The organism is Ureibacillus acetophenoni (genome assembly GCF_900220965.1).
Lineage (GTDB): Bacteria > Bacillota > Bacilli > Bacillales_A > Planococcaceae > Ureibacillus > Ureibacillus acetophenoni.
The window spans coordinates 33635-57680 of record NZ_OBQC01000006.1; the positions used below are offsets into that span (position 1 = coordinate 33635).

General features: G+C 34.2%; 22 protein-coding genes and 1 pseudogene. 11 read left to right on the forward strand and 12 right to left on the reverse strand.

What is annotated here, in order from left to right; all coding sequences use genetic code 11:
- Positions 1–27: 27 nt before the first annotated feature.
- A complete protein-coding gene (locus CRO45_RS09560; protein ID WP_097149439.1) occupies positions 28–783 on the reverse strand; it encodes a GTP cyclohydrolase II in 756 nt (251 codons plus the stop codon).
- Positions 784–938: 155 nt separating this feature from the next.
- Here CRO45_RS09560 and hpaB point away from each other — a divergent pair, with 155 nt between their 5' ends.
- Both hpaB and CRO45_RS09570 read left to right on the forward strand, forming a co-directional pair.
- Positions 939–2387: a 4-hydroxyphenylacetate 3-monooxygenase, oxygenase component gene (hpaB, locus tag CRO45_RS09565; protein WP_097149440.1), complete on the forward strand. Its 1449-nt coding sequence runs from the start codon at positions 939–941 to the stop codon at positions 2385–2387.
- Between the two features lie 259 nt (positions 2388–2646).
- Positions 2647–2826 carry a hypothetical protein gene (locus CRO45_RS09570; protein WP_097149441.1) on the forward strand — a complete coding sequence of 60 codons (180 nt, stop codon included), beginning with the start codon at positions 2647–2649 and terminating at the stop codon, positions 2824–2826.
- A 117-nt stretch (positions 2827–2943) separates the two neighbouring features.
- Here the strand turns inward: CRO45_RS09570 and CRO45_RS09575 are convergent, their stop codons facing one another.
- Positions 2944–3483 (reverse strand): NADPH-dependent FMN reductase, encoded by a 540-nt coding sequence (locus CRO45_RS09575; protein WP_170949454.1) that lies wholly within the window; start codon positions 3481–3483, stop codon positions 2944–2946.
- Positions 3484–3743: 260 nt separating this feature from the next.
- On the opposite strand from CRO45_RS09575, the gene CRO45_RS09580 reads away from it, so the two are divergent.
- The gene (locus CRO45_RS09580) at positions 3744–4559 is read left to right on the forward strand and encodes a ZIP family metal transporter (RefSeq protein WP_097149443.1); all 816 of its coding nucleotides are present in this window, start codon (positions 3744–3746) and stop codon (positions 4557–4559) included.
- Positions 4560–4731: 172 nt separating this feature from the next.
- Entirely contained in the window at positions 4732–6108 is a 1377-nt protein-coding gene (locus CRO45_RS09585; RefSeq protein ID WP_097149444.1) for an MATE family efflux transporter, read from the forward strand.
- A gap of 62 nt (positions 6109–6170) precedes the next feature.
- On the opposite strand, the gene CRO45_RS09590 is transcribed toward CRO45_RS09585, so the two are convergent.
- Together CRO45_RS09590 and CRO45_RS09595 are read right to left on the reverse strand one after the other, a co-directional pair.
- On the reverse strand, positions 6171–7007 hold the full coding sequence (locus tag CRO45_RS09590; RefSeq protein WP_097149445.1) for a hypothetical protein: 837 nt from the start codon (positions 7005–7007) through the stop codon (positions 6171–6173).
- A gap of 237 nt (positions 7008–7244) precedes the next feature.
- Complete coding sequence (locus CRO45_RS09595; protein WP_097149446.1) at positions 7245–7799, reverse strand: NADPH-dependent FMN reductase; 555 nt, start codon at positions 7797–7799, stop codon at positions 7245–7247.
- Positions 7800–8237: 438 nt separating this feature from the next.
- Here CRO45_RS09595 and CRO45_RS09600 point away from each other — a divergent pair, with 438 nt between their 5' ends.
- The 5 genes from CRO45_RS09600 to CRO45_RS09620 all read left to right on the forward strand — a co-directional run bounded on the left by CRO45_RS09600 (position 8238) and on the right by CRO45_RS09620 (position 12625).
- Positions 8238–9287: a PseG/SpsG family protein gene (locus CRO45_RS09600; protein WP_097149447.1), complete on the forward strand. Its 1050-nt coding sequence runs from the start codon at positions 8238–8240 to the stop codon at positions 9285–9287.
- A gap of 216 nt (positions 9288–9503) precedes the next feature.
- Positions 9504–9692, forward strand: a complete 189-nt coding sequence (locus tag CRO45_RS09605; RefSeq protein WP_097149448.1) for an SE1832 family protein — start codon at positions 9504–9506, stop codon at positions 9690–9692.
- Between the two features lie 56 nt (positions 9693–9748).
- Entirely contained in the window at positions 9749–11317 is a 1569-nt protein-coding gene (locus CRO45_RS09610) for an ABC-F family ATP-binding cassette domain-containing protein (protein ID WP_097149449.1), read from the forward strand.
- A gap of 396 nt (positions 11318–11713) precedes the next feature.
- Complete coding sequence (gene spxA, locus CRO45_RS09615) at positions 11714–12118, forward strand: transcriptional regulator SpxA (protein ID WP_097149450.1); 405 nt, start codon at positions 11714–11716, stop codon at positions 12116–12118.
- Positions 12119–12193: 75 nt separating this feature from the next.
- Positions 12194–12625 (forward strand): MarR family winged helix-turn-helix transcriptional regulator, encoded by a 432-nt coding sequence (locus CRO45_RS09620; protein ID WP_097149451.1) that lies wholly within the window; start codon positions 12194–12196, stop codon positions 12623–12625.
- Positions 12626–13505: 880 nt separating this feature from the next.
- Here the strand turns inward: CRO45_RS09620 and CRO45_RS09625 are convergent.
- Positions 13506–14054, reverse strand: a complete 549-nt coding sequence (locus CRO45_RS09625; RefSeq protein WP_097149452.1) for an RNA polymerase sigma factor — start codon at positions 14052–14054, stop codon at positions 13506–13508.
- Between the two features lie 495 nt (positions 14055–14549).
- Between CRO45_RS09625 and CRO45_RS09630 the strand changes: the two genes are divergently transcribed.
- Positions 14550–15932 carry a dipeptidase gene (locus CRO45_RS09630; RefSeq protein ID WP_097149453.1) on the forward strand — a complete coding sequence of 461 codons (1383 nt, stop codon included), beginning with the start codon at positions 14550–14552 and terminating at the stop codon, positions 15930–15932.
- 544 nt (positions 15933–16476) lie between these two features.
- On the opposite strand, the gene cyoE is transcribed toward CRO45_RS09630, so the two are convergent.
- The 3 genes from cyoE to CRO45_RS09645 form a co-directional block, all read right to left on the reverse strand.
- Positions 16477–17361 (reverse strand): heme o synthase, encoded by an 885-nt coding sequence (cyoE, locus tag CRO45_RS09635; RefSeq protein WP_097149454.1) that lies wholly within the window; start codon positions 17359–17361, stop codon positions 16477–16479.
- 185 nt (positions 17362–17546) lie between these two features.
- Positions 17547–18626 (reverse strand): AbrB family transcriptional regulator, encoded by a 1080-nt coding sequence (locus CRO45_RS09640; protein WP_235864569.1) that lies wholly within the window; start codon positions 18624–18626, stop codon positions 17547–17549.
- A 264-nt stretch (positions 18627–18890) separates the two neighbouring features.
- Positions 18891–21002, reverse strand: a complete 2112-nt coding sequence (locus tag CRO45_RS09645) for a sensor domain-containing protein (protein ID WP_097149455.1) — start codon at positions 21000–21002, stop codon at positions 18891–18893.
- Between the two features lie 314 nt (positions 21003–21316).
- On the opposite strand from CRO45_RS09645, the gene CRO45_RS09650 reads away from it, so the two are divergent.
- Positions 21317–21532, forward strand: coding sequence for a hypothetical protein (locus CRO45_RS09650; protein ID WP_097149456.1), 216 nt, complete (start codon positions 21317–21319; stop codon positions 21530–21532).
- A gap of 32 nt (positions 21533–21564) precedes the next feature.
- Here the strand turns inward: CRO45_RS09650 and CRO45_RS09655 are convergent, their stop codons facing one another.
- From CRO45_RS09655 to CRO45_RS09675, 4 genes and pseudogenes are all read right to left on the reverse strand, one after another.
- Positions 21565–22371, reverse strand: a complete 807-nt coding sequence (locus tag CRO45_RS09655) for an alpha/beta hydrolase family protein (RefSeq protein ID WP_097149457.1) — start codon at positions 22369–22371, stop codon at positions 21565–21567.
- 86 nt (positions 22372–22457) lie between these two features.
- Positions 22458–22644: pseudogene (locus CRO45_RS09660) on the reverse strand (AAA family ATPase); the annotation flags it as partial.
- 333 nt (positions 22645–22977) lie between these two features.
- A complete protein-coding gene (dut, locus tag CRO45_RS09670) occupies positions 22978–23415 on the reverse strand; it encodes a dUTP diphosphatase (RefSeq protein ID WP_097149459.1) in 438 nt (145 codons plus the stop codon).
- 11 nt (positions 23416–23426) lie between these two features.
- A complete protein-coding gene (locus CRO45_RS09675; RefSeq protein ID WP_235864570.1) occupies positions 23427–23816 on the reverse strand; it encodes a ribonucleotide-diphosphate reductase subunit beta in 390 nt (129 codons plus the stop codon).
- Positions 23817–24046: the final 230 nt, after the last annotated feature.

Below are 24046 nucleotides of genomic sequence, written 5' to 3' on the forward strand. Positions count from 1 at the left end.
CTCGAACATCTTACATTTCACTTATTCTTAATCATTACAGCATGTACCATCATCATTTAAATGACCTGATCGTGCAATTTTCGTTTCTAAATAATTTCGATTATATTCAGAAACATCCCCCCAAATGGGTTTTCTACTTACTAGTTCTAGCCCAGCGGCTTTTAATGCTTCTAATTTTTCAGGATTATTTGTTACGAGGGAAACTGGTTTTGAACGAAGTGCTTTTAATACTTGAATAGCATCCCCATAGTTTCTAGAGTCATTCACAAATCCAAGTGCATAGTTTGCATCAACTGTATCGTACCCATTTTCTTGAAGAATGTATGCCATCGCCTTACTAAATAGCCCTATTCCTCTACCTTCATGATTCGCTAAATAGAACAGTGCACCCGTACCATGCTCAACAATTCTTTTCATTGACTCTTTTAATTGATATCCACAATCACATCTTTTACTGCCAAAAATATCACCTGTATGACAAATTGAATGCATACGAATGATTGCATCATCTTCGTGTTCAAAATCTCCATAAACAAGTACACTGGACTGTTGCATTTCTGCTAAATTTAAATCCGTTAGTTTAAAAATAATTTTTTCAAAGTCTTCCGCTACTTCCTTACAATTTAACCAGCAATACCACTTAAACTTTACAGTTTCTCCGTATAAATTCACCGGTAAATTGATAGGTCCTACTAAGTAAATTCCTCCACTATCTGTACGAATTAAGGTAATCTTTTCTTCTAATATTGAAACCACTTTATTATCTAATTTGGTGTTTTTCACAAATGATTCCTCCTTAAACTTAGTGTGGATAATTCCACTAGTATTATGTTTCTTTAGTAAATTCCTTGAAGATATTTTTAAAAATCATTGAACCCAATCCAATTCGTTTAAATAAAATAGGATATAGTTTCTCACTAAACATTTGGGGTGTTTCAATGGGTGCGATTAATGGAAATGAATTCGTCAATAGAATTAATAAATTAAATCCAGAAATTTGGTTCGATGGTGAAAAAATTGAAGGATTAATCTCAGAACATCATGCTTTTAAAGGGATTATTCAATCGAAAGCAGCACTTTATGATTTACAATGCGATGAGAAATTAAAAAAAGAAATGATTTTTCCTTCACCTAAAACTGGTGATTTAATTGGACTTTCTTATCTCCAACCAAAAACGAAAAAGGATTTAAAAAGAAGACGCAAGATGATGGAGAACTGGGCTAAACTTAGTTGCGGTATTATGGGGAGAACTCCTGACTATTTAAATTCTGTATTAATGAGCTTTGCATCTTGTGCCGGGTTTCTAGAAGGTAAAGAAAAATGTTTTCCACAAAACCTACAAGCTTTTTTTGAGTATGCGAGAGAAAAGGACTTATCATTCACTCATACTTTCATTACTCCTCAAGTAAATCGTTCACAAATTTATATTGAACATTCAAAAGAACCAATCGCGGCAAAAGTAATCGATGAAAATGAAGATGGAATTATCGTTAAAGGTGCACGGTTATTAGCAACACAAGGTGGATTAACTGATGAGGTTTTAGTATTTAGCGTTGGCCGATTTCTTTTTAATGAAGATGAGGCATTTGCATTTTCGATTCCATCTAATACAAAAGGATTACGCTTTATTTGTAGAGACACTTTTTTAGGTGGTGAATCTACATTTGACCATCCATTAAGTTCACGTTACGAAGAGATGGATTCCATTGTCGTATTCGATAATGTACTCGTTCCTTGGGATCGAGTGTTCTATTACAATAATGCTGAAGTAGCTGAAGAATTTGTCTCCAAAAGTTCCTTCCATCATTACGCAAAACATCAAGTACTTACAAGACAAATAGTAAAAACTGAATTCTTATTGGGCATTGCAGAACTAATCGTCGACACAATTAATATCAGTGAGTACCAACATGTACAAGAAAAGCTATCCGAAATCATCGTTGGATTGGAAACGATGAAGGCTTTGTTAGAAAAAGCAGAAAATGATGCTTCATTAGACGAATGGGGTTTTATGCGTCCTAATATTATCCCTCTAAAAGTAGCCAGTAATGTGTTTCCTAAAATCTATCCTCGTTTTACTGAAATTATCGAATTATTAAGTGCAAGTGGAATTATCACGTTACCAACAGAAAAAGCTTTTTACTCGGAAATTCAAGAAGATTTGAACCAATACTTACAAGGGGCAAATAAACCAGCTATGGAAAGGGTAAAAATTTTCCGCTTAGCATGGGATTTAACAATGAGTTCATTTGGAACACGACAAACACAATATGAACGATACTTTTTCGGTGATCCTGTTCGTGTTGCAAGTGATTTATATAAGTCGTATCCAAAGGATTCATGTATAAACACAGTATGTAGATTTCTAAACTTAACAAGTGAATAAACAAAATGAAGGCTCGGAATGATAGTAATCCGAACCTTCATTTTTTTATCCTAATTGGAATGTTGTTATACAAGTACAATCTTCTTCGAATGTAGAAAAAGTAGAATCTGCTTTTGATTCATGACACAACAATTTCGATTCATGACACAACAATTTCTTTATCTGAAAAAATGGGTGGAATTAGGAAAGCAATTAGCCTATGTGTAATTGACATAGGAGCATAAATTGTGCTGATGACTAATTAGTGAGGTGAAGGTAAATGGATCCACGTTTAAAACAATTACTAGAAATGACTAGCCTCTATGGTACATTGGCAAAATATTATGAACATATTGACCCAGAAAAGCATATGTATTTTTATCAAAAACATTTTATGTATGAAAAACAATTAGTGCAAATGTATTGGGCATTGCATGAGTCTGAACATTATCATAGATAAAGCAAAATAAATAAAAGTCCTTTTCAACATGTTTAAAAAAGATGAAAAGGACTTTATTTCGTTATCTTTTAGCTATACTAGCTGATTGTCTTCCCAAATGGACTTTCAAACAGCTACTTAGTTACGTACAGTTTTTAATGCTGTAGCCCAAGGAATAACTTGGTCTAACATGTCGTTAACTGATTGTACTTGGTGTTCAGATGGTTTGAATTCATTACCATTTACGAAATCAGTGAATAAAGATAATGCTGGGTGTACACGTACGTCAGCAACTGATAATTCACCAAGAATTCCACGTAAGTGTTCTGCAGCACGTGCTCCACCTACTGAACCGTAAGATACGATACCTGCAGCTTTGTTATTCCATTCTTCACGTAAGAAGTCTAATGCGTTTTTAAGAGCACCAGTGATAGAGTGGTTATATTCTTGAACGATGAATACGAAACCATCTTGTTTTGCAACTGCTTGAGACCAAGCTGCAACACCAGAAGTGTCTCCACCAGCTTCACCTAAAAATGGTAATTTGAAATCTGCGATATCAATGATTTCATACTCTGCATCTCCGCGTTTGTCAGCGATTTCTTTAACCCATGCACCAACTTGTGGACTTACGCGTCCGTCACGTGTTGAACCTAAAACAATACCAATTTTAACCAATTTATTTTCCTCCAATTTTATGTAATTTGTGAGCTCTGTTAAGCTATCTTGAATTCTAATATATTGAATTCGAGATAATAGTATCATCTTCATTATCTATCAGTCAATAATTTTGATTTCAACTAATTTTGCAAATACAAATAAACATATAATGAATTATTTACTTTTAAAAATACATATTGTTTTGACTTATGTATTAGAGAGGATTACTATTTTCTAAAAGTTATATAAAGTTTCTCAAATGGAGTGGTGCAAAAGATATGTTTGATTTCTTTTTTGAACTTAATACAATTCAACAAGTGATTGTAGCCACTATTTTTACTTGGGGTATGACTGCTTTAGGTGCAGCATTAGTTTTTACAACAAAGAAGTTTAATCAGCGCTATTTGGATTTTATGCTCGGTTTTGCAGGTGGAGTGATGATTGCAGCAAGCTTTTGGTCACTTCTGTCCCCTGCCCTAGAAATGGCTGAAGGTGGAAGATTTCCTGCTTGGGTTCCCGTAGCAATTGGATTTCTACTAGGTGGCATGTTCTTATTCTTAGTAGATAAATTACTCCCCCATCTTCACCCAAATGCACCAATGAAACATGCAGAAGGTATTTATCCAAAAAAACAAAAAAGGAGTACGCTCCTTGTGTTGGCAATCACTCTTCACAATATACCTGAAGGGTTAGCGATCGGCGTATCATTTGGAGCAGTTGCAATTGGTTCACCTTCAGCTTCATTAGCTGGTGCATTAGCACTTGCCATAGGAATTGGTATACAAAACATTCCCGAGGGTGTTGCTGTATCCATGCCGCTTTACCGTGATGGAATGTCTAAACGAGACAGTTTCTTGTTTGGTCAATTTTCTGGAATGGTCGAACCAATCTCAGCAATTATAGGGTTTTTAGCTGTGGCATATATTGCACCGTTATTACCATTCGCACTAGCATTTGCAGCAGGTGCGATGATCTTTGTAGTCGCTGAAGAGGTAATCCCTAGCTCTCAAGAAAATGGCAACCAAGACCTTGCAGTCATTAGTTTAATGATTGGATTTACAATTATGATGATCTTAGATGTCGCTTTAGGATAAGTTTAAAGGGTGTACGAAATTGACTTCATTTTTCGTACACCCTATTTTTGTCATGAGTTACATAATACGCATAATAAAAAATCTAAAAAAAGTGCATCATTTTCATTCATTCTATGATAATATATTTTTTATTTTTACGTATTTGATGAACTATTTTGGAAAGAGGTTGACCATGTCAGAAACAATTCAACAACCTAAGGAAAAGTTTGGTCTATTTCAATTAACTTGGCCGATTTTCTTAGAGATTTTTTTATTTATGTTAATGGGGTTAGCAGATACGTTCATGCTAGCATCAGTATCTGACGATGCGGTTTCTGGTGTTGGAACTGCTAACCAGTATATACAAATTGCAATTTTAATTTTAGGGGTTGTTGGTAGTGGAGCTTCCATTGTAGTCTCCCAGTATCTTGGATCTCGCCAATTTCAAGAAGCAACAAAAATATCAGCTTTAGCGATTACACTTAATATTTGTGTAGGTTTTATTATTTCAATTGTATTTATTTTTTCGTCAAATTTATTAATGAAGATGATGAATTTACAAGGTGATGTTCTTGAATATGCATCCACTTATTTAAATATCGTTGGTGGAGCGATTTTCTTACAGGCGATTATTACTTCATTAGCTGCCATTATTCGCGTTCACGGATGGACGAAGCAAACGATGTACGTGTCCCTAGGTATGAATGTCCTTCACGTTGTATTAAACTACATTTTAATATTCGGTAACTTCGGAGCTCCAGAACTAGGTGTTCAAGGTGCCGCTATATCAACTGTAGTAAGTCGTTTACTCGCAGTATTTGTTTTCGTCTGGCTTTACTATCAAGTGTTAGAAGTGAAAGTACAGTTTAAGACATTCTTTACATTTTCTAAAGATTACGTACGTAAAATTTTGTCTATCGGAATCCCTAGCGCACTAGAACAAATTATGTACCAAGTGTGTCAAATTGTTTTCCTGTACTATGTAACTTACTTAGGTACAGAGGCACTCGCAGCACGTCAATACGCAGTAAATATTTCAATGTTCACTTACCTTTTTGCAATGGCGATCGGTATGGGGACAGCAATTATTGTTGGACGTTATGTAGGAGCTGGAAGGCAAGATGATGCTTATAAACAACTTTGGGTTAGTGTAAAAGCAGCAATGATTTTCACACTAGTTATGGTTACGATTGTAATCATTTTCCGGGAGCAATTGATGGATGTTTTCACAGATAACCCAGATGTAATTAAAATTGGTGTTTCTGTTCTATTACTCAGTATTTTACTTGAGACAGGTAGAACAGTTAATATCACTATTATTAATACACTACGAGCTACAGGTGATGCACGATTCCCTGTAAAAATCGGCTTCTTATCGATGATTTGTATGAGCTTGCCTCTTGGATATTTACTCGTCTTTGTATTCGATTTAGGATTAGTGGGAGTTTGGCTAGCTATTGCAGCAGATGAATGGTGCCGGGCAATCATTGTATTCTTTAGATGGAAGAGTAGAAAATGGGAAAAGTATGCATTAGTTACACCAAAAACAGCAGAAGAAACTCCAAATTAAAAAGCGCATTATGCGCTTTTTTTGCTTATTAAAATAAAAATCCTATAAAACAGTTTATAGGATTAGGCTTCTTCTCTTTTTTCATTTTCGTTACTACTAACTTCAATTGTTGAAGGTTGAATGATATTATTTTTTATTTTTTGTATATAGTTAACTACCTGATCGTACACTTTCTCCATTTTCTCTTCTAAGTAATTTGTACGTTCAAACAATACGAATCTTACATGATCGATTTGGTGAACAATTTTATCAATAATCCCCTCTTGCCCATCAACCCGATGAATCACTTCTTGTTGGGTCTCTTCTATCGTTGTAATTTTATCAGCAATTTGTTGTTGTAATTCTGTTTGTTCATCCATTTTATGAAGTATTTTTTCACTTACCACATTCACTGTTTCGAATTGACCGATGACATCATCCTTAAGTGATGCAAGCGAATCTAATTTTTGTTGAATTTCTTCTTTTGCATCAACTAATGCATTTAGTTCTTTCAACACTTCTACTTGTGAGCTAGCTAAATTTTGTACATGTAACTTTAATTCCACTTTATCTCTTTGATCATTTATAATGAGATCTTCTAGATTTGCTTGTTTATTTTCAAGTTTTTTAAGCCATGTGACAATTTGTTTTTCTATTTTTTCATGCTCTTTATGAAGAACTCTTAATTCATACATTTGATGTTCTATCTCTCTCCATTGTCTTTTTTGTTGGATATGATATTTATCTTGAGTAGTATTAATTCCCTCAATTGATTTATGAATCGACTTATTAGAAGCTTTCTGCTCCTTTACAAATTCAGTAAATGCATTGATGCAATATTCTACTTGATTCGGTTCTATTAAAGCGCCTTTATTTTTAAAGACATCTGGGTGCTGTTTTTTATTTATAAACAATCCCATACAAAACACCCCCTGTTTTTCTTTTCTATAGTATGCAGTTTAGGTAGGAATGGGCACTGTATCATAGGAAGTGAACATAAAAGGGAATGTCTAGAAAGTAAAAAAACTTTCCAGACATTCCCTACTTACTAATGGAGTTTTCCTTTAAATCTATTGCTTCTGCGGTGGTCACATCAAGATGTCACCATCCTGGGCGCAAAGGGTGCGTCTCAAAAGTGAACTTTTCAGACGCCCCCTTTAATGATGATCAACAGGTTGTTTCGGTAATGTTTGACTTAACTTACAGTATTGCACGAATACTCGAGCTAATTCTTTCAGTCGATTTTGAATATCTTCATCAACAATTTTATCATTTTTGTCAAAATGAGATGTATGTGTGTATACGTAATTTGGTGTCACTAAACAACGGAAGTAATCTAGGATTGGTTTAAATTGATTCTCTACAACTAAATGATGTTGATACGTTCCACCCGTTGCCACAATGGATGCAGGTTTATAGCGTAATGCCTTAGGTGAAATCATATCTAATGCATTTTTTAACACGCCTGGAATTGATGCTTGATAGATTGGCGTTGCAAAAATATATCCATCAGCCTCTTCTATTTTTTGTATCATCATTTGCATATCTTGATTTAGTGGACTTCCATCTAAAATTTGGTGTTTTAGCTTAGAAAAATATAAAATTTCTAGCTCTAAACTACTATCGTATTCCTTAATATAATGTTCGACTTGGCTTAGTATCGCACCGGTTTTAGTTCCAAACACTGTGCCATCTACAAGTAGAATCTTCATGTTGTCTTTCCTCCATCTATCTCTAATTCCTTTTAATATTCAACAACTATTGTTTATGTACCAAAATTTTTAGAGCAATCTCAGAAAAAATCCGGGCTCAAATACGAAAAGCACATATTGATTGTTATTTTAACAGATGAAACTAGTAAGGAATAGGAAACAAGTTTTAAAAGGTTTGAAATTCAGCCTTTTGTCTTAGGTTTTTCACCTTTTTAAATTTTCCTTCTGTAAATATTCTTCATAATTATAGTATTCCGTAGATCGTCCAATTTCTTTGCAATTCTCTCATATTTTTATTTAATTTTTTCATTTTCTCCTGTCTTACTGCATACATTTTTAAAATCAAACACTAATACTAATTTAACAATTTAGTATTTTTACACATACTTTCGAAGTTTACACCATAACTTAGTATGGATTGGAAAGGATGGGATTCTCTTGAACAAAGACACAGTAAGACTATCAGAAAAAAAGAAAATTGCTTTTATTGTAGAACAGTGCCAAACGAAAGGAATTTATCCTCTTGAACGCGTTGCTACATTAGCAAAATCATTGGAAGAAGAAGAAACAGTTTGGATTTTCTTAAAGACAACAAGTAATGAAGAAATTCAAATTTTTACTAACGAGCAAATTACACCAATTCTTTTTGACAATTACAACGAATTAACAAAACATATTCGTAATCTTCAACCTGATTTAATTGTTCAAGATGGGAAAGATACACTGATTGAGCATGTGGAACAATTGAAACCTTATTGTAAAACACTTGTGCATTTTGATGACTTTGGAGATGGTGCTCAGTTTGCGGATTGCAATATTATTGCACTCTTCGAGGAAACAAAAGAAAATATGGCACAAAATACACTTGCTGGCCCTTACGCATTTGCGGTTACAGATACAATACGCCAAATTGCAGAATCACGTGCATCAAACGAATTGTCCAGTCCTCCTCATATAGTTGTGGCATACGAAGATGGGGATGAAAATAATTTAACTTACCGTACTTTACGTCATTTAACACAACTAAACATTCCTTTAAAAGTAACGGTTGCAATTGACCGTGATTATAAACACTCTGTAGAAGATTTACAAATGATGGTATTAACTAGACGTAATACTAAAATCTTTAAACATGAACGAGCTTTAGAACAGTTATTAACTGAAGCAGATATTGTTATTTGTAATGCAAGTTACTCACCTTATAAAGTTGCGGCCGTAGGAGTACCATGTATAACAGCAGCACAAAATGAACTAGAATTAAATAATTCCTTCCCTAGAGAACAACATGGCTTTATTCATTTAGGCCTTGGAAGGAAAATGAAACAATCCAATATTCAAAATGCGGTAATGGAGTTTTTATTACACGAATCAAGACGTGAGCGTGCAGTTCGAAAGCAACTAGAGCTAGAAATTATCGATAACAATGAAGTATTAAAATCGTTATTATTAGACTTCGCTTACGAACGTCATAATATGGTATCTTTATAGATTGCTATTTTAAATATAAGTAGTCTCCACTCTCTATTTAAATGAAGTGGAGGCTGCTTTTTATTATTTTTTAATAACTTTGAGCACATTGGATTTATTCTTGCAATTGGGCTTCATTTCATAATGAAATCCCCTCTTCAACTGTGTTACAATGTTGGATAGATATTTTTAAGTGCAAATCAATGGATGAAATTTCTTATAAAGGGGCAACAAAAAATGCTTACTAAACGAGAACTTGAACAACAAATTGCTGAATTGAAAATGGATTATATTAATTTACAAGGTGATATGGAAAAGCTTGAACAAACAGGTCATGCCGGTTCTGTTGCACAAGCTGTTGAACGCCTTGAAAGAATGGAAAAACAACTGGCTGAACTGAATAAGCAGCTCGCGGCGTTGTCATAACCCGCGTTTTTTTATGGGTTTTTTATTAATTTATAAATTTGGAGGAACTAATTTTTATGGCAATATTAACAGTTGAAAACTTAGGCCATTCCTTCGGGGATCGTACCCTATTTAAAGATGTATCATTTCGTCTTGTTGAAGGTGATCATATTGGACTTGTAGGTGCTAATGGGGTTGGTAAATCAACCTTAATGGGGATTATTACAGGTCAAACAATACATGATACTGGTAAAGTTGAATGGTTACCTGGAACACATTACGGTTATTTGGATCAGCATACTGTGTTAACAGCTGGCAGAACGATGCGTGATGTACTACGTGATGCCTTTCTCCCCCTTTATAAAAAAGAAGCTGAAATGAATGAAATCACTTCTAAAATGGCTGATGCTACTCCTGAAGAACTTGAAACATTACTTGAGCAAATGGCAGACATTCAAGATGCCCTTGATGCAGGTGATTTTTATACTTTAGATATGAAAATTGAGGAAGTTGCTCGTGGTTTAGGTTTAGATGCGATTGGACTTGAGCGTGACGTTGCTGCATTATCAGGTGGTCAACGTACAAAAGTTTTACTTGCGAAGTTACTGCTTGAAAAACCAAAAGTATTATTACTTGATGAGCCAACAAACTATTTGGACGAAGAGCATATTACGTGGCTTTCTAATTATTTGAAAAACTACCCTCATGCATTTTTATTAATCTCACATGATACGGAATTTATGAACGGTGTCGTAGATGTCATTTTCCATTTAGAGTTTACTAAAATGACTCGCTATACGGCGACTTACGAAAAGTTCTTAGAGTTAGCTGAAATTAATAAACGTCAACATATTGACGCTTATGAAAAACAGCAAGAATTTATTAAAAAGCAAGAAGAGTTCATTGCAAAAAACAAAGCACGTTATTCAACGACAGGTCGTGCGAAGTCTCGTGCGAAACAGTTAGATCGTTTAGAACGTATCGATCGCCCAGAAACAGCTGTAAAACCAGAGTTTGGATTTAAAGAAGCACGTGCTTCCAGTCGATTCGTTGTAGAAGCAGACAATCTATTAATTGGTTATGATAAATCAAAACCACTTTTACCTCCACTATCATTCACGATAGAACGTGGAGAAAAGATTGCTTTAATCGGGATGAATGGTGTTGGTAAATCGACATTACTGAAAACAATGCTAGGAAAGATTGATGCCCTTGGTGGAAAAGTTGGGCGCGGTGATTTCTTAATTCCTTCTTATTTTGAACAGGAAGTAAAGGCTGGGAACATTACACCAATTGATGATGTATGGAATGCGTTCCCTAGTATGGATCAACACCAAGTTCGTGCTGCCCTTGCCCGTGCTGGTTTGAAAAACGAACATATTTCACGCCCATTAAATTCCCTTTCTGGTGGAGAACAAGCTAAAGTTCGTCTATGTAAGTTAATGATGGAAGAATCGAACTGGCTTGTTTTTGACGAACCTACAAACCACTTAGATGTAGATGCAAAAGCAGAATTAAAACGCGCCATGCAGGAATACAAAGGAACGATCGTGTTAGTATCCCACGAACCTGAATTTTACGAAGGACTTGCTACAAAGGTCTGGAATGTACAAGATTGGTTTACGACTGGTAAGACGGATATATAAGAGTAGTTGAAACCGCGGAGTGTATGTTATACTCACCGCGGTTTTTGTTTTGGAATTTTTATGAATTTTTGTTTTTCGAATGTCTACTTATTTCTATTAAATTCAGATTACCACTTTTACCCTCAAACTCACATATAAAAACTTCTTTTCTACTATTCCTATCAATCTGCTGAAAATTGGTCACAATTTACTAACCTTTCATTAAAATTTTGAAACTTTTTTTCAACCAGAACGTATATATTGTTATAGAAAAGGTTATAAAAATAATATGAATTACTTTATTATGTATGATTTGTGAACACTATTGACTTACATTTATCTTACTAGTAAGATATTTATATATTAAATTTATTTTACTTGTAAGCTTTTATAAATTTATGAAAGCGAGGAGTTTTTATGACAGTAACAATTTACACTCAATCAAGCTGTTCTTCATCACGTAAGGCTATTAAATGGTTAAAGGAAAACGAAATTCATTTTATTGAAAAGAGAATTACTTCTCAACCACTTTCTTTAACTGAATTTAAGAATATTTTACGCATGACTGAAGACGGTACTGACGAAATTATTGCAACGAATTCAAATGATTTTAAAAATCTTAATATTGATATTGACCAACTTTCAATTCAAGAGCTTTATGATTTAATTCAAACTCATCCGCGTATGTTGCGTAGTCCGATTTTATTGGATGAAAAACGAATTCAAGTTGGCTATAATGAAATGGATATTCGTCGCTTTATTCCACGTAAAGTTCGTGCATATGAACTAGTTGCAATGCAAAAGCTTGCTAGTCAAATGTAATGAATGATTAGACTTGTGAACGTGAATTTCTTTGGTTTTCCTTCACTAAGCTAATCATATAGGGGGCTAAGCTCTATGGATAACCAGAGATATGAACATCTTACTTCTCTATTTGAAGTAGTATCTTCATTAGAGAGAAAATGGGCAAATGAATGGAATCAGAAAAATCATTTAGGCTTTTCGAAGTCTCATATATTATTATTAGAACTATTAGCAAAAGAAGGTCCAAAACGTCCATCTGTTATTGCCGAGCGACTCCAAGTTACTACTGGTGGAGTCACAGTTTTAACAACTAAGCTCATCAATGCAGGTTTTATCGAAAAAACGCAAAGTAATGCAGATCGACGTTCTTCTCAAATTGCTATCACCCTAGAGGGTAAGAAAATATTAGAAGAATCAAGGTCACATGTAACAGAAATGGTTAATTCCATGTTTGGAATGCTTTCAAATGAGGAATTAAAAACATTACATACGATATTCGAAAAATGTTTATTAAATAGTAAGTAACCGGGACTGGGACAAAACCCTTCCCCAAATTGAAATAGCCGATTGCATTTTACAAGGATAAGATGCAATCGGCTTAATTTTTTATTCAAAGAAATTCAGGGTATAACAAGTCTGATGAATAATAGATAGCCGGAAAATTTCCTTTTAAAATGAAGTTATAATTGAAAGTAGCGGAGATAACCGGAGAGATGAGACTATCGATTAACTCATTGTCGCTTTAGATAACGAACATAATATACGTTTTTGCTTAAATAGTATATAAAATATTCTATTTCCCTCTATTTTTGATCGCAGAATTTCACTCATAGAATTAATAAGAGTAGAAATTACCCTTAATTAGTAAAAGGTTTGAACAATCGCTTAAATAGAGGGAGAAATTACCCTTGTTTGCTTAAAAAGAGCAAAAATAAGGTGGTCTTCTTAAAATAAGAGGAAAAAAAATCTACTCTTATATACCCTAAAAAAGTCCTAATTCTATAAATAACGGGAAATTCTCCCTTATTTATACGTTTCTAAAATTCGATACGCTCCTAATTTCAAACATTGCATTGATTCCCCGATCAATCGACTAAAAGTTATAGTTCATACTCGGCTACAAAGACTCTTTATCCTAAACTAGTTAATCGGCAGCCTCGAGATTCCGGTTATTAACTTGAAAAGCCAAAAATGGGTCGTTTTATTTCAAATAGCCGGAAAATTTTCTCTTATTCTTCTTTAACCCGCATTATTTCACCTTTAACCGGAGAAAATCCGCTTATTTCACTTTTTTATCTAAGCAAGATTTGTCCCGGTCGCCTCTATACTATTCTCTCCCCTTCTCTTAAACATTAAAAAAGAAAGAACTGCTCCTTAAGAACAATTCTTTCCTTTGTGGTTCTGGTTAAGCTGTTAATACTCCATCTACTACTGAATCATCTGATAATAAAATTTCTTTTAAGCGTGCTTTTGCACGGAATAATCTTGATTTTACCGTTCCGATTGATACTTTCATTAGTTTTGAAATTTCAGCTAATGAGTATTGATCGACGTAAAAGTACCATAATGTTTTTTGATAAATGCCATCTAGCATTTTCATTTTTTCTTGAACAATTTTCGTTACTTCTTCTTTTTCAACTTGTTCTTCAGTCGTTAAGTCGTTATTGGGAACCAAGTCTAAGATAGGAACGTCTAATGTTTCAGGTTGATGCATTAAGTACTTACTACGGCGAACATTTTTGCGATAGCGGTCGCGGAACGTGTTCATAGTAATTGTTGTTAGCCAAGCTTTCACATGTTCAACTTTAGAAACTTGGGCTTCATTGCGTACGACTTTTACCCATACTTCTTGCATCAAATCCTCTGCTTCTTGTGCGTTACGTGTTAATTTTAAACATAAATGATATATATAACGGCTATATTCTTCATATATCCCTGCTAAGTTGTTATTCATTATTTAAACCTCCGTATAAAAAAGACGTGTTTTTATATAACTTTCTACAGTTCTAATTTTGCCAAATATATGTATTACATCCCATCGCATTAGCTTTCAATTTCATTACATTGATGTAAGTTTTCTGTTTCCTTGGACTAGCAGAATATTACAAATGAGTAAATTTTCAGAATTGTTTGTGCACCTGGTACATGAAATATTCTGAATTGCTTGCGTACCTGGTACCCAAAATATTCTGAATTGTTTGCGTACCTTGTTTGCGTACCTGGTACCCGAAATATTTTGAATTGTTTGCGTACCTGGTACCCGAAATATTCTGAATTGTTTGCGTACCTGGCACCCGAAATATTCCGAATTGTTTGTGTACCTGGTACCCGGTATATTCTGAATTGTTTGTGTACCTGGTACCTTGAAGGTGGCAGCTTGAAAAATGCTGTGTACAGAGGTTTCTGTTATACTGTTTTTATTATGGAAATTTGGAAATGAGGGAAATTAATGAGTCATTTACAATCATTGGATCAGTATTTTTCACAACATCGTGAGAAACATTTAGAAGAACTGAAGGAGTTTTTACGTATTCCTAGTATTAGCTCACTTTCTGAACACAAAGAGGATATGTTAACAGCTGCAAGCTGGTTAGCTGATGCTCTTAAAAAGTTAGGGATTGAAAATGTCTCAGTCGATGATACAAAAGGTCACCCGGTTGTATATGGTGACTGGCTACATGCTGAAGGTAAACCAACGATTTTATTCTATGGTCACTATGATGTTCAACCAGTAGACCCATTACATCTTTGGGAATCTGAACCTTTCAACCCAACGATCCGAGATAACAAATTATTCGCTCGTGGTTCTTCAGATGATAAAGGACAAGTCTTTATGCATCTGAAAATGATTGAAGCGTTATTTGCAATAGAAGGAACTTTACCTGTAAACGTGAAATTCATCTACGAAGGTGAAGAAGAAGTTGGTAGCCCTAACCTTCCTGCTTATGTTGAAGAACATAAAGAAAAGCTTGCAGCTGACCTAATTCTAATTTCTGATACAGGTCTATATGCACCAGGAAAACCAGCAGTATGTTATGGACTTCGTGGATTAACAGGTGTCCAAATCGATGTACGTGGCGCAAAAGGCGACCTTCACTCCGGTCTATATGGCGGTGGTGTTCAAAATGCAATCCACGCTTTAGCTGAAATTTTAGCTTCCTTCCGAAACGAAGATGGACAAATTTTAGTAGAAGGTTTTTATGACAAAGTGCTTCCTCTAACTGATGAAGAACGCCAAGCTTACAAAGAACTGAACTTTGATGAAGAAGCTCTGAAAGAAGAAATTGGCGTAAACGAATTATTCGGTGAAAAAGGATACTCTTACTTAGAACAAACTTGGGCTCGTCCGACTCTTGAAATAAACGGAGTATTTGGTGGATTTTCAGGTGAAGGAATTAAAACTGTTCTACCTGCAGAAGCTGGTGCAAAGATCACTTGTCGTCTAGTGCCAAATCAAGATCCGGAAGAAATTGTTGATTTACTTCGTAAACACATTCAAAAACATAAGCCTGCTGGAGTAGAAATTACAGTATCTGAGTTTGATAAAGGTGCACCTTATATTACGCCATTTGACCACCCAGTAATTCAGGCTGCAGGACGTTCTTACGAGAAAATCTATCAAGTTCCAACTGCTTATACACGCGGAGGTGGCTCGATTCCTATCGTTGCAGCATTCGATCAAATCTTAGGGTTACCGGTCGTATTAATGGGATTTGGTTTAAATAGTGAAAACTTCCATGCACCAAATGAACACTTCCACTTAGAAAACTTTGACAAGGGACTTCGTGTTCTTGGAGATTATTTACATGAAGTGTCCAATCTTGCTCTGTAATATTCAAATTCAACTGTTCTACAAAATCTATTAAATAATAAACACAAAAAAGTCGACTCTCGTTAAAGAGCCGACTTTTTTGGACTAACCTTTTAAAGCAATATATATAATTATAGGGGAGGTTATATATCTTGTCGAACAAGCTTTATAAGGTTTATTGAGCTTAACTAATCACTTTTACTATAGAGCGATTCTCATATCAGTTACTTTTGTAACCTTTATGATGATATTAGTTTATCATCTACACTTATGACTTTAAATAGATTTTTCTTATATGTCACATTTTTATCATATTTTCGTTCACATTTTCGTAAAAATTGTTGTATAACAACTTAAAAACTTCTACCCTCACTTCAATAAACCTCTATAAACTTTGATAAATCAATAACCCTCTAACCAACAACTGTTCTATAGAAGTTTCATTTCTAAAGATAACGCTCCGCATCTTATCGTATTATTTTGACTTTTCAAAATACAATCGTTTACATTTTCATATAAAAAAATAGAGTATATAACAAATTGTTTTATACTCTAAAAGTCACTATTAACTAAAAATCATGGCTACTACTGAATATATAATAATAGTTGCAAACTCAATAGTCATAAAAAGTAAGGAATACACGAACATTTTAGTAGCCCATGTTTTCCCCTCCATTTTGTGATACCCTACAAAACTTAACCACAGCCAGATGATCGCTAAGATTAAGGAAACAAGTGTAAGTCCCCAACTAATTGGAACAAATAAAAAACTCGTTAGCGTTAAAATAATTAAATATATATTTGTTTGAATGTACGTTCTTCTAATCCCTTTAACAACTGGTAACATTGGAACATCTGCTGCTGAATAATCGTCCTTTTTTCGAATTGCAATCGCGTAGAAATGTGGCATTTGCCAAATAACCATAATAAAAAACAACGCCCATGCCGCTGGATGCCATATATCTGGTGCAACTGCTGCCCACCCTATTAACGGTGGCATTGCGCCTGAAATACTACCAACTTCCGTATTCCAAATCGTTCTTCTTTTTGTCCACATTGTGTAAGGGACAACATAGAAAAACACGCCAAGGAATCCTAAAAAAGCTGCAAGCAGTGAAGTTAATGACAAGCTTACAAGTCCTATAATTAATAGTAAAATTGCAACAGTTGTAACTAACTTTGAATCTAAATCCCCTGTAACTGTTGGACGGGATTTTGTCCGACTCATTTTCAAGTCGATATCACGATCATATAGGTTATTAAATGCGCCGGCAGCACCGATAATGAGCGCACTACCAATAATTGCAAAAATAATATTTAGTATATTATCGACAAAATTTAAATCATAAGTATATAAAGCAAGCATTAGTGCAGCAATCATTGGAATTAAATTGGATTTGATAATTCCTGTCTTAATTGTTTTTGCCCACAAATCCACATAATTTTGCATATTCTATCATTTTCCCTTCACTATAAGACGTGCTTCGTCAAAATAGCACACGATTCTATCATAACATTGATTTGTGGTATGCAACAATCATATAACTCTCGGGAATATGCATAAATTATGTCATTCTTGAACAAATTTCTCACAATCTATAGAAAGAAAATTATCGAGATATAGAGTAGCTTATTCTACGTTTTACTAATATCTACTTCATTTCTTTGTTTTTGTGAATTTCTCCTATCAATCCATGCGCATGCAACTTTTAGTAACGGTATAGTGACTATAAATACGAAAAGTAAACGGAACATTTGAAATACTGTCACGACCGAAATATCTGCTCCGACAGATGTTGCTATTAAGCTCATTTGGTCTAATCCACCAGCTGCAGTACTTAAAAAACTGGTTGGAAGTGAGTATTGTAAAAAAAACACTAAAATTAAACTTTGAATATATGTAAAAAGAAGTAAAACGATTGAACTTGCAATTCCTAAAAAAAGTATCCGCGCTCCGACCTTAACCATATGAGGTTTTAATAAAAGACCGATATAAGCTCCAAGAAATATCTGTGCAATATTCAATAACCATAAAGGCACTTCTGGCGTTTCAATATGAATGAATTGAAAGAATATAATGAGAAAAACTGGTCCTAAAAAGAATGAAACAGGAAGTTTTACTTTTTTACCGATTAAAGCACTCAACCAGGCAACTGCTATCAGTATGATTAACGGTAATACCGTTTCTAATTTAAATCCTGACCCTTCCATCCCACTGACTACATGTCCAGAAACAATAAATGGAATTAATACAACAATACTAATCACTCTTATGACATGGAAATATGTAACCATCGCTAAATTAATATCTTTTTCCTCTTCTGCAAACGTTACTATTTGTGATAATCCACCTGGAACTGTACATGTAAGTGACGTTTTTAATGGAATATTACCTATTCTTTGAACAACATAAGATACACCTACTGAAAATGCCGTTAATGATATATTCATGGCAAACATGATTAAAATAATCCAGCCCATGCCAGCAAATAAATCAAATTGGAATGATTGACCAATTGCCACTCCAACGATTACTAACCCTAGATTACGCAAAGATTGAGGCCATTCTAAGTTAATTTTTCGGATAAAAAATTGACTAATCAACATAACAATTAATGGACCTAACATCCATGGAATCGGTAAATTTAAGCTTTTAAAAATGAACACACCAATTAAACTAATAATTAAAACTAACCCCATTGATACGATACGCAATTTTGAACCTTCTCTCACCATTCAATAACTATTTTTTAGTAGTTCAATCATACATAAAGTGGAAACATTAATCTATAATTTCTATTATTTTAATGGTATCTCTTTTAATGTTTCTAAGAATTCACTCCATTTTTAAAGATGCATTTTCTATACATCTATTATTTATTCTTCTATTCAACGAAATTCATTAATATAAAAGGAATGTAAATATATTGTCAAACTTAAAAACGAAAAAGAGATTGTAAAGCAGCCCTTTACAATCTCTTATGTGGTAATAGAACTTTTTTGAATGAACTTCTCAAACGCCTCAACTTTTAACGGTCGGCTATAATAATAACCTTGTCCAAATTTACATCCTTCGGTACAAAGTTCCTTTGCCTGGTCTTGAAGTTCAATCCCTTCAGCAATTACCTTTAATCCAATTGAATTGGCAATATGAATAATTGCACGAACGATTGCCCTACTTTCTTCATTTACATGGATATCTCGTACAAACGATGCATCAATTTTTAACGTATCAATTGGTAAATGTTTTATATAACTTAATGAGCTATACCCTGTTCCAAAGTCGTCTACTGAAACTTGGACACCCATTTCACGAATCTCCTGTAATATCGAGATTGTGTTTTGAATATCTGCCAAAACACTTTCTGTTAATTCTAGTTCTAAATATTTTGGAGTCAACTTTGTTTCTTCTAGCACTCTTTTTAACTTATCGATGAAATGAGGATCCTCTAGTTGTCGGATAGAAACATTAATCGATACGATTAAATTTTCTAAACCTTTTTCTTGCCATTGTTTTGCTTGGCGACAACCCTCAAACAGAATCCATTCCCCTAAAGGAATAATTAGACCAGTTTCTTCAGCTAATGAAATAAATTTCCCTGGAGGAATCATGCCTAAATCTGGGTGATTCCAGCGGACCAATGCTTCCATCCCCATAATCCGTTCATTTTTCATATCCATCTTAGGTTGATACTCCAAATAAAATTGTTCTTCTTTCAAGGCAATTCGAAAGGCATTTTCCAGAAGCCTTCGTTCAATTGATTGGTGTTCAATCGTTTTGTTAAAAACCATGAAGTCATTTTTCGTACCACTTTTTACTCGAGCTAAAGCATTTCCAGCATTCTTAATTAAATCTTCTGCAGATTCACCATGTTCAGGAAAGTTTGCAACGCCAATACTGCAAGTTACTACGTAATCTTCACCATCTACATTTATACTTGCCCGGAAATTAGAAAGTATTTGACTTACGATCTCATTTGTTTCATCCTGACTTTTTATATTTTTCAGCATTACAATAAATTCATCGCCACCCATTCGTGCAGCAAGATCCGTAGGGCGAATGACATTTCGAATATTGTCAGCTGCTTTTTTTAAAATACTATCGCCAATGTCGTGTCCAAGTTGATCATTAATATTTTTGAAATTATCTAAATCTATAAAGAGTATCGATATACCCTGCTTCGATTTTTTACGATCTAACAATTCATTTCTTAGTTGATTCATAAATGATCTTCGATTCGGAAAACCAGTTAAACTATCATGATACGCAAGATGATGTATTTTCTTTTCTATCACCTTTCTCTTACTAATATCACGCATGACAATTAGAATTAAATCTTTTGAGAATCTACTTTGAGTATCCTCTATAGTACTAACAACTGCTTCAACATCAATATATTCCTCTTCTTTAGAAAGTATCCGAAACTCACAGTCTAACGGTTGTTTATTTTTCAAAAACGACTGTAATTCCTTTTTAAATGTTTCTAAATCACTTGGATGTATCAGTGGGAAAAAGTTTGACTTCTCTAAAGATTGGAGATCGTAATGTAATATTTTTTCAAAAGAAGGTGAAACATAATCTACTGTGCCCTCTACAGTAATTAATGAAATAAGGTTTACTGAATTTTCCGCAATGAGACGGTAGTTTTCATTACTTTTTATAACTTCTTCCTCTAATAGTTTTTCCTTTGTAATGTCTGTTCGAAATGAAATGTATTGATAAGGAATTGCTTTTTCATTTAAAAACGGCACAATGGTCGCATGCACCCAATAATACGACCCATCTTTTCGTTTATTTTTGATTTCACCTGTCCATATATTACCTTGGCCAATTGTTTTCCACATTTCTTTAAAAAATTCTTTAGTGTGATACCCTGAATTAATAATATTATGAGTTTTGCCGATCAATTCTTCCCTACTATATTGTGTTAATTCACAAAATAGGTCATTCACATATGTAATATTTCCTTGTCGATCAGTTACTCCAACAATCGTCGATTTATCTACAGCATATTCAATATCATGTAATATTTTCAGTTGTTTATTGATTTCATCTATATTGGTTAATTGAGTTGGATGTTTTACAAGCATATCAATACTCCTCTAGAGAGATACTATTTCAAACATTTTAACTATGCACATGTTACTTTCGTCATTACTATTTTAACAAAAAATTAACAATTCGCACGAACATAGTTGTGAACAAACTAAAGATATTTATTGAACATGTCAAAATTATGTAACATCTATACCTCTAACGTTATTGTCTTTCCTATTTAATGTAAACTTTTTGTAAGCCGAAAATCGCTAATAGGTATTAGTAACTACAAATAAGAGCTACCAATAGGATAAGCATAAAACCAACACCACTTACACAAATTAAGTGCCTAGGAGGTGATTGAACTATGGGTAATAAAAATAGTAAAGAAACATTAAATGTGAGAACTCATAATCCTTTTGAGACATATAAACACTTGCATACAAACACTACAAGTCATAGAGATAACCCAGAGGACAACACAACGGAGTATTCTGAAGAGTTCGACTCAAAACTAAAAAATAAAAACAATGCAACAAACCATGATAAAAATCAACAGTCGAACAAAAAACATAGTAAATAAGCAAAAAAGCCTTTGGATTTAACCAAGGGCTTTTATAAATTTTTCACTAACCAATCATGAATTGTATTAGTAAGTTCCGTTCTTTTATTTAAATAGTTATGATCTGTATCAAAAAGTACTGATTCAAACTGTACCCCAGATTCTTCAAGAATTTGTACGAATGGATCGTGGAAATATTCTTTCGGCAATTCTTCATCATTGGAAACAGCTGTAATTAAAAGTTTGCGATTAGCTAAAGTCGGAGCAAATAAAAACGTATTCCACTCATCCTCATGTTCACGAACTTCCTGTAATAATTTTTCACCTGTACTTTCCTTTAAGAAAAATGCAGATTCTTCTAACATATGGATAATTCGTGCTTCCATTTCAGGATTCTCTTTAATCATATTAATAAATAACGAAAAGTTAGCACCAGACAATGAAGCAACTACCTGAATCGATGGATCTAAAGTTGCCGTTTTTAGCGCTAAAAAACCACCAAAACTATGGCCGACTAACCCAATTCTGCCTAAGTCAATTCTGTATTCCTGCGCTACCTCTTCCTGGCGAATGTATTTTAATGCTGCTTGTACATCTTCTATTGCATTTGAGAAAGAGTAATTTCCCTGACTTCCCCACGACCCCCGGTAATTAATAACTAAAACGTTCCATCCCTTTTCTTGAAGAGTCGTAGCAATATCGAGATTTAAAATTACCCCTGGAAATCCATGTAATAGTAGAATTGTCGCCTTTCTTTCTTCCCCTTCAGCAACATATAGCCTTCCTACAATAATATCTTCACCGCTTGGAATTTTTAATAGTGATACCTTTCTTGTCCCTTTTGTTTCTACCTGGAACATTCAATCCCCTCATTCCCTATTAGTTTACTTATGATTAATTATATGGGTAATGAAAAGGATTTTGCAATAAGAAATGTATCATTTATTCAATCATTTAATAAATCTTTCAAGAACTTTTCTCGATTTTGGAGGTAGTACTTTGTTATTTGGTAATGATCCGTCATTTCATAATCAAATTTCGTGAATCTCACCATCGTCAAAGGAATAAATTGTCGCACCTGGATATCCTAAAAGAATCGGCGAGTGAGTTGTTATAATAAATTGACAGTTTTCTTCAATGGCTAATGTTTCCCTATACATAAACCTTTTATATTCCTCTCATATTAACAAAAGAAAGGAGAAGAATATATGACTGACAAAAAATTTGATATGTACTTAAGTTCCAACAATAACAATAAGAATTCGTCGCGTAAAAGAGATTTAAAAAAGCCCAGAGTGGAATTTGGAACGGAGACTAATTTTCAAAAGGACCTTTCAAAGAACTTAGAGTCATTTAGTGACTGGGTAGATAAAATGACGAAGGAACATGAAAATAACAATAACATCTCCTAAACAAAAAAGGATTCCCACAAGGAGATAGTGCTTTCCTTATGGGAATCGATACTATTATTTTGTTCCGCTTGAGCCGAAGCCACCTTCTCCTCTTGCAGTTTTGGATAATTCATCGACTTCCACTAAGTGTACTTGTGGAACGGTTTGAATCACCATTTGTGCAATTCGCATTGATTTTTCAACGAGGAATGTTGATTTTCCATGATTGATGAGAATTACACCAATTTCCCCACGGTAGCCCTCATCAATTGTACCTGGACTGTTTAGAACAGTGATACTGTGTTTTAGGGCTAGTCCACTTCTAGGACGAACTTGTGCTTCAGTTCCCTTTGGTAATTCTACTTGGATCCCTGTTTTGATAAGTCTCGCTTCTCCTGATGGAATCTCCACTGATTCAATTGAATATAAATCCATGCCCGCATCTCCAGGGTTTGCTTGGAATGGGATTTTGGCATCCTCATGGATTCTTTTAATTTTTACTTCGTAGTTCATCGTTGTCATCCTTATCGATTAAATATGAAAGTTTCATCTGTGATTGGGGCTACTTTGGCTTTCGCATACGATGATCCTTTTTGTGAAAAGAAGTCGTATGTTGATCCTTCATTGCGAATACCGTTCATAACGATTGGGTTCACTTCTTCTTCAGGGAACATCGCCTCAAAGCCAATATTCATTAATGCCTTATTTGCATTATAATGGATATAAGCTTTCACTTCATGTGATAAACCTGTTTCAGCGTAAACATCCTCAGTATACTTTACTTCATTTAAATATAAATCTAGTAATAGTTCATAACCCCAAACTCTTAACTCATCTTGTTGCTCTTTTGAGAATTGATTGAAAAGATTCTGTGCGAAGAAGCCAACTGCTACTCCGTGGATTGATTCGTCCAAATATGTTCACATAAGTTCGTCAGACTTATGCCGCATTTTATGCTGCTTATAATTTCTTATAAGTTCAGACCATTTCATACATATTTAATATGTCTCTCCGCTTCGAACACCATTATTGACTTGTGCTCTACTCTACTCACTTCCATGCATTGCACGTGTTTTCGATGGTCGTTGCACCTTATTGATTGTAAATGGACAATCAATCTTGGCTCAAGATTGCCCTCGTCCTT

Coding starts and splice junctions, on each gene's coding strand:
- hpaB (WP_097149440.1), top strand. CDS start 939: ATGGGTGCGATTAATGGAAATGAATTCGTCAATAGAATTAATAAATTA.
- CRO45_RS09570 (WP_097149441.1), top strand. CDS start 2,647: ATGGATCCACGTTTAAAACAATTACTAGAAATGACTAGCCTCTATGGT.
- CRO45_RS09580 (WP_097149443.1), top strand. CDS start 3,744: ATGTTTGATTTCTTTTTTGAACTTAATACAATTCAACAAGTGATTGTA.
- CRO45_RS09585 (WP_097149444.1), top strand. CDS start 4,732: ATGTCAGAAACAATTCAACAACCTAAGGAAAAGTTTGGTCTATTTCAA.
- CRO45_RS09590 (WP_097149445.1), bottom strand. CDS start 7,007: ATGGGATTGTTTATAAATAAAAAACAGCACCCAGATGTCTTTAAAAAT.
- CRO45_RS09595 (WP_097149446.1), bottom strand. CDS start 7,799: ATGAAGATTCTACTTGTAGATGGCACAGTGTTTGGAACTAAAACCGGT.
- CRO45_RS09605 (WP_097149448.1), top strand. CDS start 9,504: ATGCTTACTAAACGAGAACTTGAACAACAAATTGCTGAATTGAAAATG.
- CRO45_RS09610 (WP_097149449.1), top strand. CDS start 9,749: ATGGCAATATTAACAGTTGAAAACTTAGGCCATTCCTTCGGGGATCGT.
- spxA (WP_097149450.1), top strand. CDS start 11,714: ATGACAGTAACAATTTACACTCAATCAAGCTGTTCTTCATCACGTAAG.
- CRO45_RS09620 (WP_097149451.1), top strand. CDS start 12,194: ATGGATAACCAGAGATATGAACATCTTACTTCTCTATTTGAAGTAGTA.
- CRO45_RS09625 (WP_097149452.1), bottom strand. CDS start 14,054: ATGAATAACAACTTAGCAGGGATATATGAAGAATATAGCCGTTATATA.
- CRO45_RS09630 (WP_097149453.1), top strand. CDS start 14,550: ATGAGTCATTTACAATCATTGGATCAGTATTTTTCACAACATCGTGAG.
- cyoE (WP_097149454.1), bottom strand. CDS start 17,361: ATGCAAAATTATGTGGATTTGTGGGCAAAAACAATTAAGACAGGAATT.
- CRO45_RS09645 (WP_097149455.1), bottom strand. CDS start 21,002: ATGCTTGTAAAACATCCAACTCAATTAACCAATATAGATGAAATCAAT.
- CRO45_RS09650 (WP_097149456.1), top strand. CDS start 21,317: ATGGGTAATAAAAATAGTAAAGAAACATTAAATGTGAGAACTCATAAT.
- CRO45_RS09655 (WP_097149457.1), bottom strand. CDS start 22,371: ATGTTCCAGGTAGAAACAAAAGGGACAAGAAAGGTATCACTATTAAAA.
- dut (WP_097149459.1), bottom strand. CDS start 23,415: ATGAACTACGAAGTAAAAATTAAAAGAATCCATGAGGATGCCAAAATC.